This is a genomic window from Streptomyces sp. NBC_00510, from assembly GCA_036013505.1.
Lineage (GTDB): Bacteria > Actinomycetota > Actinomycetes > Streptomycetales > Streptomycetaceae > Actinacidiphila.
The window spans coordinates 1,267,090-1,283,186 of the sequence record CP107851.1; the positions used below are offsets into that span (position 1 = coordinate 1,267,090).

Consider the following 16,097-nt stretch of genomic DNA (forward strand, 5'->3'; position numbering starts at 1 on the left):
TCCACATATGGGAGCGCCCCGGCCGCGCCGAAACGGCGTTCCCCGGCGGCGAACGGCCCGTTGGGCACCGCGCGGGGCCGGTGGGTGATGAGCGGGAGCGCAGCGCCCGGCGCCGCGCCGGAGGAAGAGGCCGCACTCGACCAGGCTCTGGCGGAGGTGGCGAGAATCACCGCGTCCCACGCTGCAGGTGTCTTCCTGCTGGTGCCGCACGCCCAGGCGCTGCGCCTGGCGGTGGTGACGGGCCTGTCGGCCGGAGTGGTGCGGCCGTGGTCGCGGCTGGCGCTCGCGACGCCCGCGCCCGTCTCCACGGTCGCGCGCGATGGGCGTCCGGTCTGGGTGCACGGCCACGACGAGCTCGCCCGCCGGTTCCCGCGCACCGCCTTCGCGCTGCCCTACCGGCTGGCGATGTACGTCGTGCCGTTGCACACGGGCACCACGGTGTCGGGCGTGCTGCAACTGCTGTGGCCCGACACCCGTCCCGACCGGCTCGCCCAGGAGGAACGGGCCGCCGTGACCCACGCCGCCGACCGGATGAGCGCGCTGCTCACCCGGGCCGCCGCCCGGGGGAGGCCGCTGCGGCCGGGCGCCATGCCCCGGGTGCTCGCGCCGGACCCTCCGCCGCCCCTGCCGCCCGCCGAGGCCCAAGCCGCGGCGGAACTGACGGAGCGCCTGGACGACGGGGTGCTCGCGCTGGACCTGGAGGGGCGGGTGACCTTCCTGAACGCCACGGCCGCCGAGCTGCTCGGCCGCGGCAAGGCCGAGCTGATGCACACCCGCCTCTGGGAGTCCCTGCCCTGGCTGATCGACCCGGCCTACGAAGACCCGTACCTGGCCGCGCTGTTCAGCCGGCTCCCCACGGACTTCACCGCGCTGCGCCCCCCGGACGACTGGCTTTCCTTCCGGCTCTACCCCGACACCACCGGGATCAGCATCCGGCTGCGGACCGCCCCGGCCCCGGCGGGCGACCGGCTCCCGCCCGCCACACCCTCCGGGACCGCGCCGACCCGCGCCGGCGCGCTGTACCACCTGCTGTACATCGCCTCGTCCCTCACCGAGGCGGTCGGCGTCCAGGACGTGGCGACCGCCGTCACCGAGCAGATCATGCCCGTCCTCGGGGCCGACGGCCTGTCGTTGCTGATCGCGGACGAGGGGCGGTTCCAGGACGTCGCCTCCCGTGGCTTCCCCCGGACCCACAAGGACTTCTTCCGCGGTCTGTCGCTGACGGTCGACACCGCGGGCTCCCGCGCCGTCGCCACGGGTGCGCCGCTCTTCTTCAGCGACGTCGACGCGATACGGCAGGCCTTCCCCCTCGTCACCCCCTACACGCGGATGGGCGCCTGGGCGTTCCTCCCGCTGAACGCCTCGGGCCGCACGATCGGCTGCTGCGTCCTGGCCTTCGCCCTCCCCCGCGCCTTCCCGCCCGACGAGCGTGCCGCCCTGACCTCGCTGGCCGGCATGATCGCCCAGGCATTGGAACGTGCCCGGCTGTTCGACACCAAGAGCCAGGTCGCCCGCACCCTCCAGACCGCGCTGCTGCCGCACTCCCTGCCGCACGTGCCCGGCCTGCGCGTCGCCGCCCGCTACCTCCCGGCGACCAGCGGCATGGACATCGGCGGTGACTTCTACGACCTGATCCGCCTCGACGGCGCCGGGGCGGCGGCCGCGGTCATCGGCGACGTCCAGGGGCACAGCGTCAACGCGGCGGCGCTGATGGGCCAGATCCGCACGGCGGTGCACACCCACGCGAGCACGGGCGCGGCCCCGGACGACGTGCTGACCCGGATCAACCGCCTGTTCAACGACCTCGACACCGACCTGTTCACCAGTTGCCTCTACGCACAGCTGGACGTGCCCGGGCACCGCGCGCTGCTGGCGAGCGCCGGCCATCTGCCGGCGCTGCTGCGCCACCGGTCCGGTCGCACGGAGATCCTCGACGTACCGCCCGGGCTCCTGCTCGGGGTCGACGTGGCCGCGGACTACCGGGCCGCGGAGGTGTCCATGCCGCCGGGATGCGTGCTCACCCTGTTCACCGACGGCCTGATCGAACGTCCCGGCACCGATCTGGAGACGGCGCTCGGGGAACTCGCCGGCCGGCTCGCCGCCGCGCCCGTCCGTTCGCTGGACGACCTGGCCGACGATCTCCTGCGGGAGGCCCGGCGGACCTCCGGGGGCCGCGACGACATCGCCCTGCTGCTGGTGGGCCCGGTGCCCGGGGAGTGACGGGCGGGAGCACCGCGCGCGCTCAGGCCGCCCGGCCCGCCAGACGGAACCGGCCGAGGGTGTCCTGCATCAGCCGGCGCACCTCGGCCCACGTGCCGTCGACCGCCGCGTCGCCGCGCAGCAGGCGCTCCGTGGGCCGGGCCGCGCACCAGCGGGCGTGGCGCAGCGCGTCGATCCCGGCGACCGTCCCGGCCACCACGTAGTAGTGGCGGACCAGCGCCCCCGAACCGCCGCGATGACGCAGCCCGACCAGCCAGACCACACCGTCCTCGTCACCGTTGTGAGGGTGGGTGTCCGTCATGTCTCGCTCCCGCCACGCGCTCCCTGCTCCGGTCATCCACGGTGCCGCCGAAGCCGCCGGCGGGGCCACCTCCATCCGGCCGCGTCCCCCTCGGATCCGGTCAGGGGCGGTAGACCGCCCCGGGCTGCGGGGTGCCGGGGGCGAGCAGCTGCGGAACGGTCACGAAGGTGAAGCCCCGCTTCTTGAGCGCGTCGATGATGCCGGGCACGGCCGGCAGGGTGCCCCGGTAGCCCTTGGCGGCCGGGCCGGGGACGACGTCGTGGAGCAGGATGATGCCGTCACGGTCGGCCTGGTCCAGGACGCGCTTGGTGATCAGGTCGGGGTCGTTGGTCTCGTAGTCCTTGGCCGTGACGCTCCACAGCACCTCGGAGAGGCCCATCTCACGGGCGATGCCCTGGACGGTGTCGTTGGTGCGTCCCTGCGGCGGGCGCATGAGGGTGGGGCGGCGGCCCGTTATCCGCTCTATCGCCTCGTTGGGACGGCTCAGCTCCTCGCGTATCTCCTCGGGCTCGATCTGCGTGAGGATCTTGTGCGTCCAGGTGTGGCTGGCGACCTCGTGCCCCTCGGCGACCATGCGCTTGACCATGTCCGGGTAGCGGTCGATGTGCTTCCGGCCGAGGAGGAAGAAGGTGGCGGGCACCTGCTTCTCCTTGAGGACGTCCAGCAGCTGCGCCGTGTGCTTGCTCGGCCCCGCGTCGAAGGTGAGCGCGATGCACTTGGCCTTGCGGCAGTCGACGCTGCCGAAGGTGCCCGTGCCGGTCTTGCCGGCCTCCTGCCGCACGGTGCCCGGGGAGGTGGTCTCCACGCGGGTGCAACCGGTGAGCGCGAGCGCGAGGGCCAGGGCGGCCGCGGGAAGCACCGCCCATCCGCGGGCGGTCCGGGCGGAGGCGGCGTCACGTCGGGCGGGCAGGAGGCTTCGGAGCCGGGTAGTTCGCATGGCCGCGACTCTACACAGGGGGTATACACGCAATTCATAGCGGGGGTGCCCTCGGCTGCACACGATCACGACATCGCGTCTACATGACGTGTATACCTCATGTGTATATTGACGCGCATGTCCATCGGTCACACCCTCCTGGGCCTCCTCGAATCCGGGCCGCGCCACGGCTACGACCTCAAGCGCGCCTTCGACGAGCGATTCGGCCACGACCGGCCGCTGCACTACGGGCAGGTCTACTCCACGATGTCGAGGCTGCTGAAGCACGGTCTGGTCGAGGTCGAGGCCATAGAGCCCGGCGAAGGCCCCGAGCGGAAGCGGTACGCCATCACGGAGGCCGGCGTCACCGACGTCGCACGGTGGCTCGCGACCCCGGAGAAGCCCGAGCCGTACCTGCAGTCGACGCTCTACACCAAGGTCGTCCTCGCGCTGCTCACCCGGCGCGACGCGGCCGACATCCTGGACGTGCAGCGCGCCGAGCACCTGCGGCTGATGCGCGACCTGACCGAACGCAAGCGCACCGGGGACCTGGCCGACCAGTTGATCTGCGACCACGCCCTGTTCCACCTCGAAGCCGACCTGCGCTGGCTGGAGCTGACCGCGGCGCGGCTCGACGGGCTCGCCCGGGAGGTGAGCGCGTGACGCCCGCCGAGCCCCTGCTCACCGCCGACGGCCTGCACAAGAGCTACGGCCGGACGCCGGCCCTCGACGGCGCGGACTTCTCCATACGCCCCGGCGAGGTCGTCGCCGTGATGGGCCCCTCCGGCTCCGGCAAGTCCACCCTGCTGCACTGCCTCGCCGGGATCGTCGTCCCGGACGCCGGCACCATCACCTACCGCGGTCGTGAGCTGTCCGCGATGAACGACGCCCGACGCAGCGCCCTGCGGCGCAGCGAGTTCGGCTTCGTCTTCCAGTTCGGGCAGCTCGTCCCCGAGCTCACCTGCGCGGAGAACGTGGCGCTGCCGCTCCGGCTGGGCGGCACCTCCCGCAAGGAGGCGACGCGCACCGCCCTGGAGTGGCTGCGCAGGCTGGAGGTAGAGGACGTCGCCGGCCAGCGGCCCGGGGCGATCTCCGGCGGGCAGGGGCAGCGGGTGGCCGTCGCCCGTGCCCTGGTCACCGGCCCCCGCGTGCTGTTCGCCGACGAACCAACCGGAGCGCTGGACTCCCTCAACGGCGAACGCGTGATGCAGTTGCTCAGCTCCGCCGCCCGCGAGACCGACGCCGCGGTCGTCCTGGTCACCCACGAGGCGAGGGTCGCCGCGTACTCCGACCGCGAGGTCGTCGTACGCGACGGGAAGGCCCGCGACACGGCGCGCGTGGCATGAGCTCGGGTGACACCCCCGGCACCACCCGCGGGAGCCGGATCCAGGACCTGGCGATGGGTGTCCGGTTCGCCGTCACCGGTGGCCGCGAGGGCTGGGTGCGCACCCTCCTGACCGCCGTCGGGGTCGGCCTGGGAGTGGCCCTGCTGCTGCTCACCGCCGCCCTGCCGAACGCCCTGACGCAGCGTCACGACCGTGAACGCGCCCGCAACGACATGACGTACACCTCGGTCGTCAAGCACCGGGCCGACGACACCATGCTGATCGCCACGGTGGACACCACCTACCGCGACCAGGAGGTACGGGGCCGCCTGCTGCAGCCCGAGGGCCGGCGTCCACCGCTGCCGCCCGGCGTCGGCCGGCTGCCCGGCCGCGGGACGATGGTGGTCTCCCCCGCCCTGCGGCGGCTGCTCGCCTCCCCGGAGGGCCGGCTGCTGAGCGAGCGGCTGCCGTACCGCGTCGCGGGCACCATCGGGCAGGACGGGCTGGTGGGACCGGACGACCTCGCCTACTACGCGGGGACCTCCGGGCTCACCGCCGGCGCCGGGGCCGGGCAGACCGTCCGCGTCGAGCGCATCCAAGCCTTCGGCTCGGTGGACCAGGGCAGCACGACGGACCCGGTCCTCGTGCTGCTCGTCCTCATCGTCTTCGTGGCGCTGCTGATGCCGGTCGGCGTGTTCATCGCGGCCGCCGTCCGCTTCGGCGGGGACCGCCGCGACCGCCGGCTCGCCGCGTTGCGCCTGCTCGGCGCGGACGCCGGGACCACGCGACGCGTCGCCGCGGGCGAGGCCCTCGCCGGCGCCGTGTGCGGACTCGCCGTCGGCGCCGTGCTGTTCGCGGCCGGGCGCGCCCTGGCGGGCCAGGTCGGCTTCTACCGCGTCAGCGTCTTCCCGGGCGACCTCACGCCCGCGCCCGCGCTCACCGCCCTGGTCGCCGTCGCCGTCCCGGCCGCCTCGGTGGCCGTGACGCTGCTCGCGCTGCGCGGCGTGGTCATCGAGCCGCTCGGGGTCGTCCGCGCGAGCAAGCCGCCGCGCCGCCGGCTGTGGTGGCGGCTGCTGCTGCCGCTCGGCGGGCTCGCCCTCCTGTACCCGATGGTCGGACAGGGCCGCGACCGGGGGAACTTCAACGAGGCGCTGGTCGTCGGCGGCACGGTCCTGCTGCTGATGGGCGTCACGGCACTGCTGCCGTGGATCGTCGAGGCCGCCGTCGGCCGGCTCGGCACCGGCGCTCCCTCCTGGCAGCTCGCGGTCCGCAGGCTCCAGCTGAACAGCGGCACCGCGGCCCGCACGGTCAACGGCATCGCCGTCGCCGTCGCCGGGGCGATCGCGCTCCAGATGCTCTTCGCGGGCGTCGACGGCTCGTACACCCGCAGTACCGGGAACGACCTCTCCCGGGCCCAGATGGAGGTCTACCTCCCGGCCGCCGACTCGCCCGCGGACGCCGCCCGGCGGCTCACCGCGGGCGACGCCGTGCGCGAAGCGACCCCGCTGTCGGTGGGGATGCTCGGCGAACGCGCCGAGGACCCGCAGCGGTACGTCGAACTGACCGTGGGCACCTGCGACGCGCTGCGCGTGGTGGCGAGGGTCCCCGCGTGCCGCGACGGCGACGTCTTCGTCGTCCGGGACCGGGAGTACGACGACGACACCATCCGCACGGCCAGGCCCGGACACGTCGTCTACGTGGACCCGGGCTACGCCGGCGCGCCGGGACGCGGACTCGCCTGGCACCTACCGGCCGGCCTGAAGGAGGCCCACACCCGCGCCGACCCCAGCGGCTACGAGCGCGGCGGCGTCCTCGTCACCCCCGGGGCGCTCCCCCCGTCCGCCGCCGGGACGGTCACGGGCAGGGTCTACGTCTCGATCGACCGCTCCGTCCCGGACGCGCCCGAGGTCGTCCGCAACACGGTGGCCTCGATCGACCCGCTCGCCGACGCGCGCGAGTACGTCACCCGGACCGAGTCCGCGCGTTTCTCCTCGATCCGCACCGGGTTGTTCGTCGGCACCTGCTGCGTCCTGCTGCTGATCGGGGCGAGCCTGCTCGTCTCCCAGCTGGAGCAGTTGCGCGAGCGGAAGAAGCTGCTGTCCACCCTGGTCGCCTTCGGCACCCGCCGCAGCACCCTCAGCCTGTCGGTGCTGTGGCAGACCGCCCTCCCCGTCGGCCTCGGCCTCAGCCTCGCGTGCGCGGTGGGCCTGACCTTGGGCGCGGTGCTGCTCCGCATGGTCGGTGCGCCCGTCACCGTCGACTGGCCCGACGTGGGCGCCATGACCGGCGTCAGCGCGGCCGTCGTCCTGCTGGTGACCGCGCTCAGCCTCCCTGCCCTGGTCCGCATGATGCGACCGGACGGCCTGCGCACGGAGTGACGGCGACGGGGCCGGTCACGGGGCCACGGCCGCCGGCGGGGCGGTCGTGGCCCGGGGCGTCAGGAGCGCGGAGAGCACGGTGGTCTCCGGCACGTCGTCACGGCCGGCGAGCTTGGCCAACAGGAGGTCCACCGCGCGGGTGCCGATCTCGGCCGAGGGGATCGACACGGAGGTGATGGGCACCGATGCCTGCTCGGCGGTCTCGTCGGGGCAGATCGCGGCGACCGACAGGTCCTCCGGTACCCGCAGGCCCATGGCCTGGAAGGCGGAGATCAGGGGCTGGGTGATCGGCTCGTTGTGGACGACGATCCCGGACAGCCCCGGCTGCTCGCGCAGCAGTTGCTCGGCCATGGCTCGCGCGGCGGCCGGGGTCTCCGGGCAGGGGTGGACGGACGAGCGCAGGCCGAGCCGGTCGGCGGCGGCCGTGAACCCCGCCGCGACCCGGCGGGCGAAGCCGGTGCCGCGGACGTAGACCTCGGGGGGTGAGCCGACCAGGGCCACGGTCCGGTGGCCGAGCGAGGCGAGGTGCTCGACGCACGCCTCGCCGGCACCCGCGAAGTCCAGGTCGACGCAGGTCAGCCCGGCCGGGTCGGAGGGGAAACCGATCAGCACGGACGGCCGGTCCATGGTGCGCAGCAACGGCAGCCGGCGGTCGTCCATCTCGACGTCCATAATGATGAAGGCGTCCGCCATGGCGCTCTGGGCGACCCGGATGATGCCCTCCTCCCCCTCGCTCTGCGTGAGGAGGAGGACATCGTGGTCGTGCTCCCGGGCCGCGGTCAGCACGGACGTGGCGAATTGCATGACCACGGGAACGTGGATGCCCTTCCGGAGGGGCAGCACGAGACCGAGCACCCGTGACCTGCTGCTGGCCAGGGACCGGGCTCCGGCGTGCGGCCGGTAGCCCAGTTCACGGATGCTGTCCTCGATGCGCCGCCGGGTCTCCGGGGAGATCGGCCGCTTGCCGCTGAGGGCGTAGCTGACGGTGCTCGGCGACACGTTGGCGTGCCGCGCGACGTCAGTGATCTTGACCATGCAACTCCCTTCCCGTACGTGCGTGCTGAAGCGGACCGCCCTCAGGAGCCGGCGAGCTCCAGCGTGAGGACGGCGGTACCGGCCGCCGCACGCACGGAGGGTCCGCCGGCCACCTCGACGCCCCACGGGAGGGACGCGTCGGAGGTCTCGGCCCGCAGCGTGGAGCCCTCGCGCACGACGGTGATCTCGGCCGCGGCCGTCCCGTCCTCGCCGGGGATCCGCACGGTGGTGCGGGAGCCGTCGGCGGGCTCGAAGACCCGGACGGTGACGTCGTCCGCCCACGCGTAGTCGGGGCGGTCGGTGACCGCGCCGACCGGGATCGCGGAGCCGGGCCGGGCCAGCAGCGGGACGCTCAGGTAGTCGTGGGTCTCGCGCACCCAGCGCGGTCCGGTGACCTTCTCCCCGGTCGTGAAGTGGGTCCAGGTGCCCTCGGGCACGTAGTACGACACCTCGCCGTCCTCGGAGAACACCGGCGCGACGAGCAGGTCCCCGCCGAGCATGTACTGGCGCTCCAGCGAGGCGCAGCCCGGGTCGTCCGGGAACTCCAGCACCATGGCCCGCATCATCGGGACGCCCTCGGTGTGCGCCTGGTGCGCGGCACCGTAGAGGTAGGGCATGAGGCTCAGCTTGAGCTTGGTGAAGTGGCGGAGGACGTCCACCGCCTCCTCGTCGAACAGCCACGGCACGCGGTAGGACGAGGAACCGTGCAGCCGGCTGTGCGAGGAGAGCATGCCGAAGGCGGTCCAGCGCTTGAACAGTCCCGCGTCGGGCAGCCCCTCGAAGCCGCCGATGTCGTGGCTCCAGTAGCCGAAGCCGGACAGGCCGAGCGACAGGCCGCCGCGCAGCGACTCGGCCATCGACTCGTACGTGGACTCGCAGTCGCCGCCCCAGTGCACGGGGAACTGCTGGCCGCCGGCCGTGGCCGAGCGCGCGAAGAGCACGGCCTCGCCCTCGCCGCGGTGCTTGCGCAGCACGTCGAAGACGGTCTTGTTGTACAGCTGCGTGTAGTAGTTGTGCATGCGCTCCGGGTCGGAGCCGTCGAACCAGGCGACGTCGGTGGGCACGCGCTCGCCGAAGTCGGTCTTGAAGCAGTCGACGCCCATGTCGAGGAGGGCCTCGAGCTTGGACGCGTACCAGGCGCAGGCGTCGGGGTTGGTGAAGTCGACCAGGGCCATGCCGGGCTGCCACAGGTCCCACTGCCACACGCCGCCGTCAGGGCGCTTGAGGAGGTAGCCGGCCGCCTTGCCCTCGGCGAACAGCGGTGAGCGCTGGGCGATGTAGGGGTTGATCCACACGCAGATGTGGAGGTCGCGCTCCTTCAGCCGGCGCAGCATCCCCTCGGGGTCGGGGAAGACGCGCGGGTCCCACTCGAAGTCGCACCAGTTGAACTCGCGCATCCAGAAGCAGTCGAAGTGGAAGGCCGACAGCGGCAGGTCGCGCTCGGCCATGCCCTCGACGAATCCGGTGACGGTCTGCTCGTCGTAGGAGGTGGTGAACGACGTGGTCAGCCACAGCCCGAAGGACCAGGCGGGCGGCAGGGCCGGGCGGCCGGTGAGCGCGGTGTACTTGCGCAGGATCTCCTTCGGCGTGGGGCCGTGGATGACGTAGTACTGCAGCTGCTGCCGCTCGGCGCTGAACTGGACGCGCGAGACCTGCTCGGAGGCGACCTCGAAGGAGACCTTGCCGGGGTCGTCGACGAAGACGCCGTAGCCGGCGTCGGTCAGGTAGAACGGGATGTTCTTGTAGGACTGCTCGCTGCTGGTGCCGCCGTCGGCGTTCCAGATGTCGACGGTCTGGCCGTTCTTGACCAGCGGGCCGAAGCGCTCGCCGAGCCCGTAGACGGAGGTGCCGACGGCCAGCCGGAGCTGCTCGCGGACGTGGTGCTCGCCCTCGGCGGTCTCCATCAGCGCCATGGCCTTGACGTCGCTGCTGGTGAGGGTGCGTCCGTCGGCCTGGAACTCCATCCGCCACTCGCCGTCGAGGCGGAAGCGGACGCTCAGATCGCCGGAGGTCAGGACGGCCTGCTCCTCGTCGACCGTCACGACGGGCTCGTGCGGCTCGTGGTGCAGCTCGAACTGGGGCCCGGTCTCGACGTCGCCCTCGAAGTGGGTGATGCGCACACCGATGACACCGGGCATGGGCGCGGTGCAGTCGACCGTGACGAGCGGGCCCTTGAGCAGGTCGCCGCGGTGCCGGATGTGCTGGGTGGGCGCGTGGACCCGCAGCGTTCCGGGGCCCGGGACGGCATCGAGGACCTCGGCCGGATACGCCGCCGTGACGCCCTCGCGCAGCAGCCAGTACCCGTTGGTGAACTTCATGGTCGATGCCTTTCCCGGTGGGCGGCCACCGGCGTTCTCGGTACGTGTGGGAGCAGGTGGGGCCGGCTCTGCCTCCAGCCGCGAAGCGGGGAGGCAGAGCCGCGGGCGGGACGCGGGGAGGTCATCCGCCCAGGTGGAGGGCCGCGGACACGGTGGTCCGGGCGCGGATCACTTCACGGCGCCGACGGCGATGCCGCGGGTGAGGGTCCGCTGGAAGAGCAGGAAGAAGACGATCGCGGGCAGCGCGCCGAGCAGGCCGGCCGCGTTGGTCATCGTCGCGTCCATCAGACGCTGGCCCTGGAGCACGCCGAGCGCGACCGAGACGGTCTGGTTGTCGTTCGACGGCAGCATGACCAGGGGCAGCAGGAACTCGTTCCAGGTCCAGATGAAGAAGAACACCAGCAGGACGCCCAGGGTGGGCCGGCTGACCGGGACCACCATCCGCCACAGGATCTGCCAGCTGTTGGCGCCGTCGATCCTGGCCGCCTCGATGATCTCCTTCGGGAAGGCCCCGAGCACGGAGGAGAGGAGGTAGGTGCCGAACGCCGCCTGCACGACGCTGAAGACGATGATCAGGCTCAGCCTGGTGTCGTACAGACCCACCTGCTTGGACAGGTAGTACAGCGGGTAGACCAGGGCCTCCTGCGGCAGCACGTTGGCCAGCACGAAGAATGCGAGGAAGTACGCCTTGCCCTTGATCCTCCCGATGCCGATCGCGTAGGCGTTCAGCACCGAGAGGACGACGCCGAACACGGCCACCGAACCCGAGATCACGATCGAGTTGAGCAGCGTGTGCCCGAAGTTGACCCGGGTCCAGAAGTCCGTCAGGCCGTCCAGGTGGAGGCCGTGGGGCAGCGAGAGCGGGCCGTGCGCGGAGTAGTCGGCGGGCGACTTCAGCGCGTTGATGAGCACGATCAGGAGCGGCAGCACCATGAAGATCGCGCCGAGGATCATGGCCACCAGCACGGGGTAGCGCTTGAGCGCCTTCACTGTGCGTCCTCCGATCGGGTCTGGAAGCGCAGGCCGACCGTGGTCAGCGCCAGGATGATCAGGGTGAGGACCGTCGCGATCGCCGAGCCGTAGCCCACGTCGGTCTTCTCGAAGAAGGTCGAGAAGGAGAAGTAGGACGGGACGATGGTCGAGTCGGCGGGTCCGCCCTTGGTGAGGACGTAGACCGCGCCGAAGACCTTGAGGGCCGCGATGGTGCACCACAGCATCACCACGTAGATCTCGGGGCGGATCTGGGGCAGCGTCACGTGCCAGAAACGCTGCCACCAGTTCGTCCCGTCCAGCTCGGCCGCCTCGTAGAGCGAGGGATCGACCCGCTGGAGTCCCGCCATGAAGATCACGACGGGGAACCCCAGCTGCACCCAGACCATGACGGCCATCACGCTGTAGAGCGCGAACTTCGGGTCACCCAGCCAGTCCTGCTGGAGCGAGCCCAGGCCGACCGCCTTCAGCAGCTCGTTGAGCGAGCCGTTCTCGGGGGCCAGGATCCAGCTCCAGACGATGCCCGCCACGGTGATGGGCAGGACCTGCGGGAGGTAGAAGCAGGCCCGCAGCACGCTGGCCAGCTTCGAACCGAAGTGCTTGCCGATGAAGTCGAACAGCGCCGCGGCCACCACCAGGCCGACGGCGGTGGGGATCACCGCCATCGCCAGGACCATGGCGACGCTGTGCCGGAAGGACTCCCAGAACCGCGAGTCCTTCATCAGCTCCCGGTAGTTCTCCAGCCCCGCCCAGGTGGGCGAGCCGACGCCCTGCCAGTGCGTGAAGCTGAAGTAGATGTTCATCGCGAACGGCACGATCACGACCGCCAGGAAGGCGATGACACCCGGGATCAAGTACAGCGCGTAGGGATTGCGCAGCCGGAGGGGTCGGGCACTCATGACGTGGGCGCACCCGCGTCATAGGCCTTCTGCAGCTCGTCCAGGACCTGGTCCGGGGTGCCGCTGCCGGTGATCAGCTTCTGGGTGGCCGAGACCAGCACGTCGTAGAAGCCGGGGACCGGCCAGTCGGGGTAGAAGGCGAGACCGTCCTGGTCCGAGACCTTGTTGAAGTTCTCGATCAGCTCCTTGGAGCTGGGGTCGGTGATCGCCGAGGGCTCGGCCGCGACGGGCACGCCGCCGTTGTTGCCGAGGGTGTTCTGGATCCCCTTCTTCATCGTGATGTCGATGAAGTCGTAGGCCAGCTGCTTGTTCTTGGCGTTCTTCGGGACGACCCAGAGGTTGCCGCCCGAGCCGAGGGTCATCTTGGACTCAGGGAAGAGGAACGAGCCCCACTGGAACTTGTTCTCGTCACGGAAGCGGCCGTACCACCAGCTGCCCGAGAAGAAGATCGGGGACTTGCCGCCGATGAAGGAGACGCCGGCATCCTCGGCCTTGGCGCCGCTGCTCGTCTTGGCGATGTAGCCCTTCTTCACCCAGTCCGACAGGGTGTTGGCGGCGTACGTCCAGGCGGCGTCGTGGAAGTCCGCCTTGCCCTTGTAGAGCTCGAAGGAGTCGACCCAGCTGCGGTCGGCCTTGGTCAGGGCCAGCTGGTACAGGTACTGGTGGGCCGGGTACTCGGCGCCGCCATTGGCGAGCGGGGTGATGCCCTTGGCCTTGAAGGCGGCGAGCGCCTGCTCGAACTCGTTGAACGTGGTCGGGACCTTCACGCCGTTCTTCGCGAAGAGGTCCTTGTTGTAGTACACCATCGTGTACTCACCGAAGTTCGGGATGCCGTACCAGTTACCGGAGCCCATGACGCCCTTGGCGTCGTAGCGGCTGGTGGTGGTGACGCTGGGGCTGAGCAGCTTGTCCCAGCCGTACTTGGTGACCTGCGGGGTGAGGTCGGTCAGCAGGCCCTGCTTGGCCAGCAGGCCGGCCGTGGCGTTGCCCTTGTTGTACTCCATGAGGTCAGGGGCGTTGCTGGAGTTGAGCACCATCGAGGCGGTCTTCTGGATCTGCTCGAAGCCCTTGGCCTCGAACTCGACCTTGACGCCCGGGTGGGTCTTCTTGAACTCCTCTATCGCCTGGTTCCAGGCGATGCCCATGGCACTGTTCGGGGCTTCGTAGTGCCAGAGCTTCAGCGTCTTGCCGTCGCCCTCCGCACCCCCGTCCGAGCTTCCGCACGAAGTGATGAGCATGGCGCCCGCAAGGGCAGCTGCTGCGAGAGCCAGCGGTCTGCGCACCTTCAACATTGAAGTGACCTCCACCTGGGCCGAACGAGTGAGGCGTCCATCGAATGGTTTCGATGCGACGCGTCGAAGCGCTTCGACGCAGGACCGTATGCAGCGATCGCGGATATGTCAATGGTGTTAACAAATCGCCGACCAGCGATTTTTGAAGCGTTACCGACGCGCAACAGCTGCGCGACATGCGACGGATGCCCGGAGTGACCACATGGGGACGCAGCGGTGTCGACGGAGGGGCGGAAGCGCTTGACAGCGAATCGGATTCACCTCTTCCGGATTTCGGCGTGAATTTCCCCTACACCCCAGTGGCATCACTCGCCCCTTCCGCCACATTTGTCACATCAGCCCCTGTGGTCACGGGGGACTCGCTGCGGCAGGGGTCGCCTCGCGGCCTCAACCAGCCTGCTCCGACGACCCGTTGGGTGGCCGCTGACGCAACGGAAGCTGTGCGGTACGCACGGTTGAAAGGGCGTCACGGCAGAGCAAAAGATACCAATATGCACTTTTTGTCGGATCCCTTTGACGGGCGGCACAAAACGCGCCTACCGTTCATATAGGGACGTCTTCAACTACAGATGTCTGTTCCGGCGTTCCACGTCCGTGAGGTGCGTCCGCACCAGACGCCCGCACCCCCATCTGCGCCGGGATCACGCGCACGATCCGGCGCGACGGCGGTCCGCTCCACGCGGACCGCGACCCGAAGTCCAGATCCCCGAAGGGGGAGTCATGCGCACGCTTACCATCCGCAGGATCGCCGCCGCCGCCGCGGTGGCGCCCCTGCTCGCCTTCGCCGGAGCCACCGCGGCCAGCGCGGCGACGCCACAGACAGCACCCACCACCGCGCAGTCCGTCGTCGACCACGGCGGCGGCTGGGGCGGCGGACACGGCGGCGGCCACGGCGGCGGCCACGGCGGCTGGGGCTGGGGGAACGGCTACGGTTACGGCGGTTACGGCGGCTGGGGCGGCTACGGGGGTTATGGCGGCTACGGCGGCTACTACGGCTTCTACCCCGGCTTCTACGGGACCGGCTTCTACGGAGGCTTCTACCGCTGAGAGCCACATCCACTGAAGATCATCGAGGAACGACCGACGGCCCCCGCGACGCGGGGGCCGTCGGCGCGTCCTGCGTCGTCGCGCGCCCGCTCAGTCCCACAGTTCGCGGATCGGGTCGTGCGGCCAGGAGGGTTCGGTGTCGGGGTAGGTGATCGTGAGCTTGGTGAAGTGCCGCAGGTGCGGGTCCTTGGGCCAGGGCTCGCTCTCGGAGAGCCTGACCTTGACCGGGAAGGTGTGGAAGTGGCCCGCCGCACAGTACGGGTCGCAGTCGTTGGCCTCCTCGTAACCGGTGCCCACGGCCGAGTCGCTGCCCCAGTGCGACCAGTACAGGCCGCCCAGCCGGTCGTTCCCGTCCCCGCAGGCCAGGAGGAAGTCCGGGGGCATGACCAGTCCCCGGCCGAAGCAGGTGACGAGCACCGTGGCGTAGGTCGGGGCGGCGCCGCCAGGGACTGCCCGGGAGGTCGGGGCGCCGGCGGCGGCCGTGGCCGGGGCGGCCGCGACCACGGTCGCGAGGGCGGCGGACATGGCGGTCAGGACGAGGGTGCGGAGGAGTGGCATGTCGGTCTGCCTTCCTGGCCGCTGCCGGGGGTGGTGGCGGTCGTGGGCGAGGATTGCGGTCCGGAGTTGCCGCTGGGGGACGCGGGATGCGGGGGGGGCACGGTTGCCGGCGTCCCGAGCAGGGCCGCTGTGCGGCGGAGAACGGGAGCGGAGGGGGGCGGAGGACGGCGGGAGATCCTCGGATGCGCGGCGATGCGGCCTCGAAGTCACGTTCCTCCAGGAGGGTGAGGCGCGCAACCCGGCCGGGCCGCCTCCGACTCCGGACGACACGTACGGTGACCGGCCGGGTACGCAAAGATTCCGGCAGATCAAGGGGGCGGAGTGGAACAAATCAGACACTTGCCCCGGTTGGAAGGCATACCAAGGAGATCGTCGTTCGACCGAGGTGATGCAGCAGTGGGCACCGACATGAGCAGTCCGACCACGGAGACGTTCAAGCGCGCCGTGCTCTTCTTCAACCGGCAGCGCTACGCCGCCGCGGCCCGGACGCTCGCGTCCATCGTGGACGTGGCGCCCCGCAACATGGCGGTGCGCATGCTGCTGGCCCGGTCGTACTACTTCTCCGCGCAGCTGTCGCGGGCCGAGGCGGAGCTGCGCGACCTCCTGCGTGCCGAGCCACAGGACGCGCACGCGCACCTCCTCCTCGGCCGCACGCTGGAGCGTCAGGGCCGGCTCGCCGAAGCGGCCCCCCACCTGCGGCTCGCCGACGCGATGACCGCCTGGGACCTCGTCGTGGTCTGACCCTCCGGGCCCGGGAAGGCCGCGTGGCGCCGACGCCCACGGGCCACTCCCCCGGCCCATCCCCGGTTGTCCGGACC

General features: G+C 71.2%; 14 protein-coding genes. 6 read left to right on the forward strand and 8 right to left on the reverse strand.

Annotated features, from left to right (window positions below; translation table 11 throughout):
- The first annotated feature begins 87 nt into the window (after positions 1-87).
- On the forward strand, positions 88-2,220 hold the full coding sequence (locus OG937_05675; GenBank protein WUD71213.1) for a SpoIIE family protein phosphatase: 2,133 nt from the start codon (positions 88-90) through the stop codon (positions 2,218-2,220).
- 22 nt (positions 2,221-2,242) lie between these two features.
- Here the strand turns inward: OG937_05675 and OG937_05680 are convergent, their stop codons facing one another.
- Both OG937_05680 and OG937_05685 read right to left on the reverse strand, forming a co-directional pair.
- Complete coding sequence (locus tag OG937_05680; GenBank protein WUD71214.1) at positions 2,243-2,521, reverse strand: hypothetical protein; 279 nt, start codon at positions 2,519-2,521, stop codon at positions 2,243-2,245.
- 100 nt (positions 2,522-2,621) lie between these two features.
- On the reverse strand, positions 2,622-3,458 hold the full coding sequence (locus OG937_05685) for a polysaccharide deacetylase family protein (GenBank protein ID WUD71215.1): 837 nt from the start codon (positions 3,456-3,458) through the stop codon (positions 2,622-2,624).
- Positions 3,459-3,575: 117 nt separating this feature from the next.
- Here OG937_05685 and OG937_05690 point away from each other — a divergent pair, with 117 nt between their 5' ends.
- The 3 genes from OG937_05690 to OG937_05700 are packed head-to-tail and all read left to right on the forward strand — an operon-like array spanning position 3,576 to position 7,140.
- On the forward strand, positions 3,576-4,100 hold the full coding sequence (locus OG937_05690; GenBank protein ID WUD71216.1) for a PadR family transcriptional regulator: 525 nt from the start codon (positions 3,576-3,578) through the stop codon (positions 4,098-4,100).
- Entirely contained in the window at positions 4,097-4,783 is a 687-nt protein-coding gene (locus tag OG937_05695; GenBank protein ID WUD71217.1) for an ABC transporter ATP-binding protein, read from the forward strand. The genes OG937_05690 and OG937_05695 overlap by 4 nt, the downstream gene beginning before the upstream one ends.
- Positions 4,780-7,140, forward strand: coding sequence for an ABC transporter permease (locus OG937_05700; protein WUD71218.1), 2,361 nt, complete (start codon positions 4,780-4,782; stop codon positions 7,138-7,140). Before OG937_05695 ends, OG937_05700 begins: the two co-directional genes overlap by 4 nt.
- Positions 7,141-7,155: 15 nt before the next feature.
- Here the strand turns inward: OG937_05700 and OG937_05705 are convergent, their stop codons facing one another.
- From OG937_05705 to OG937_05725, 5 genes are all read right to left on the reverse strand, one after another.
- Entirely contained in the window at positions 7,156-8,175 is a 1,020-nt protein-coding gene (locus OG937_05705; GenBank protein ID WUD71219.1) for a LacI family transcriptional regulator, read from the reverse strand.
- Positions 8,176-8,216: 41 nt separating this feature from the next.
- Positions 8,217-10,493, reverse strand: coding sequence for an alpha-xylosidase (gene yicI / locus OG937_05710; GenBank protein ID WUD71220.1), 2,277 nt, complete (start codon positions 10,491-10,493; stop codon positions 8,217-8,219).
- Positions 10,494-10,661: 168 nt separating this feature from the next.
- Complete coding sequence (locus tag OG937_05715) at positions 10,662-11,447, reverse strand: carbohydrate ABC transporter permease (GenBank protein WUD78638.1); 786 nt, start codon at positions 11,445-11,447, stop codon at positions 10,662-10,664.
- Between the two features lie 32 nt (positions 11,448-11,479).
- Complete coding sequence (locus tag OG937_05720) at positions 11,480-12,382, reverse strand: sugar ABC transporter permease (protein WUD71221.1); 903 nt, start codon at positions 12,380-12,382, stop codon at positions 11,480-11,482.
- Positions 12,379-13,674, reverse strand: a complete 1,296-nt coding sequence (locus tag OG937_05725) for an extracellular solute-binding protein (GenBank protein ID WUD71222.1) — start codon at positions 13,672-13,674, stop codon at positions 12,379-12,381. Before OG937_05725 ends, OG937_05720 begins: the two co-directional genes overlap by 4 nt.
- A gap of 720 nt (positions 13,675-14,394) precedes the next feature.
- On the opposite strand from OG937_05725, the gene OG937_05730 reads away from it, so the two are divergent.
- Complete coding sequence (locus OG937_05730) at positions 14,395-14,721, forward strand: hypothetical protein (GenBank protein WUD71223.1); 327 nt, start codon at positions 14,395-14,397, stop codon at positions 14,719-14,721.
- Between the two features lie 90 nt (positions 14,722-14,811).
- On the opposite strand, the gene OG937_05735 is transcribed toward OG937_05730, so the two are convergent.
- Positions 14,812-15,279 carry a hypothetical protein gene (locus tag OG937_05735; protein WUD71224.1) on the reverse strand — a complete coding sequence of 156 codons (468 nt, stop codon included), beginning with the start codon at positions 15,277-15,279 and terminating at the stop codon, positions 14,812-14,814.
- 408 nt (positions 15,280-15,687) lie between these two features.
- Between OG937_05735 and OG937_05740 the strand changes: the two genes are divergently transcribed.
- On the forward strand, positions 15,688-16,020 hold the full coding sequence (locus tag OG937_05740) for a tetratricopeptide repeat protein (protein ID WUD71225.1): 333 nt from the start codon (positions 15,688-15,690) through the stop codon (positions 16,018-16,020).
- Positions 16,021-16,097 lie beyond the last annotated feature (77 nt).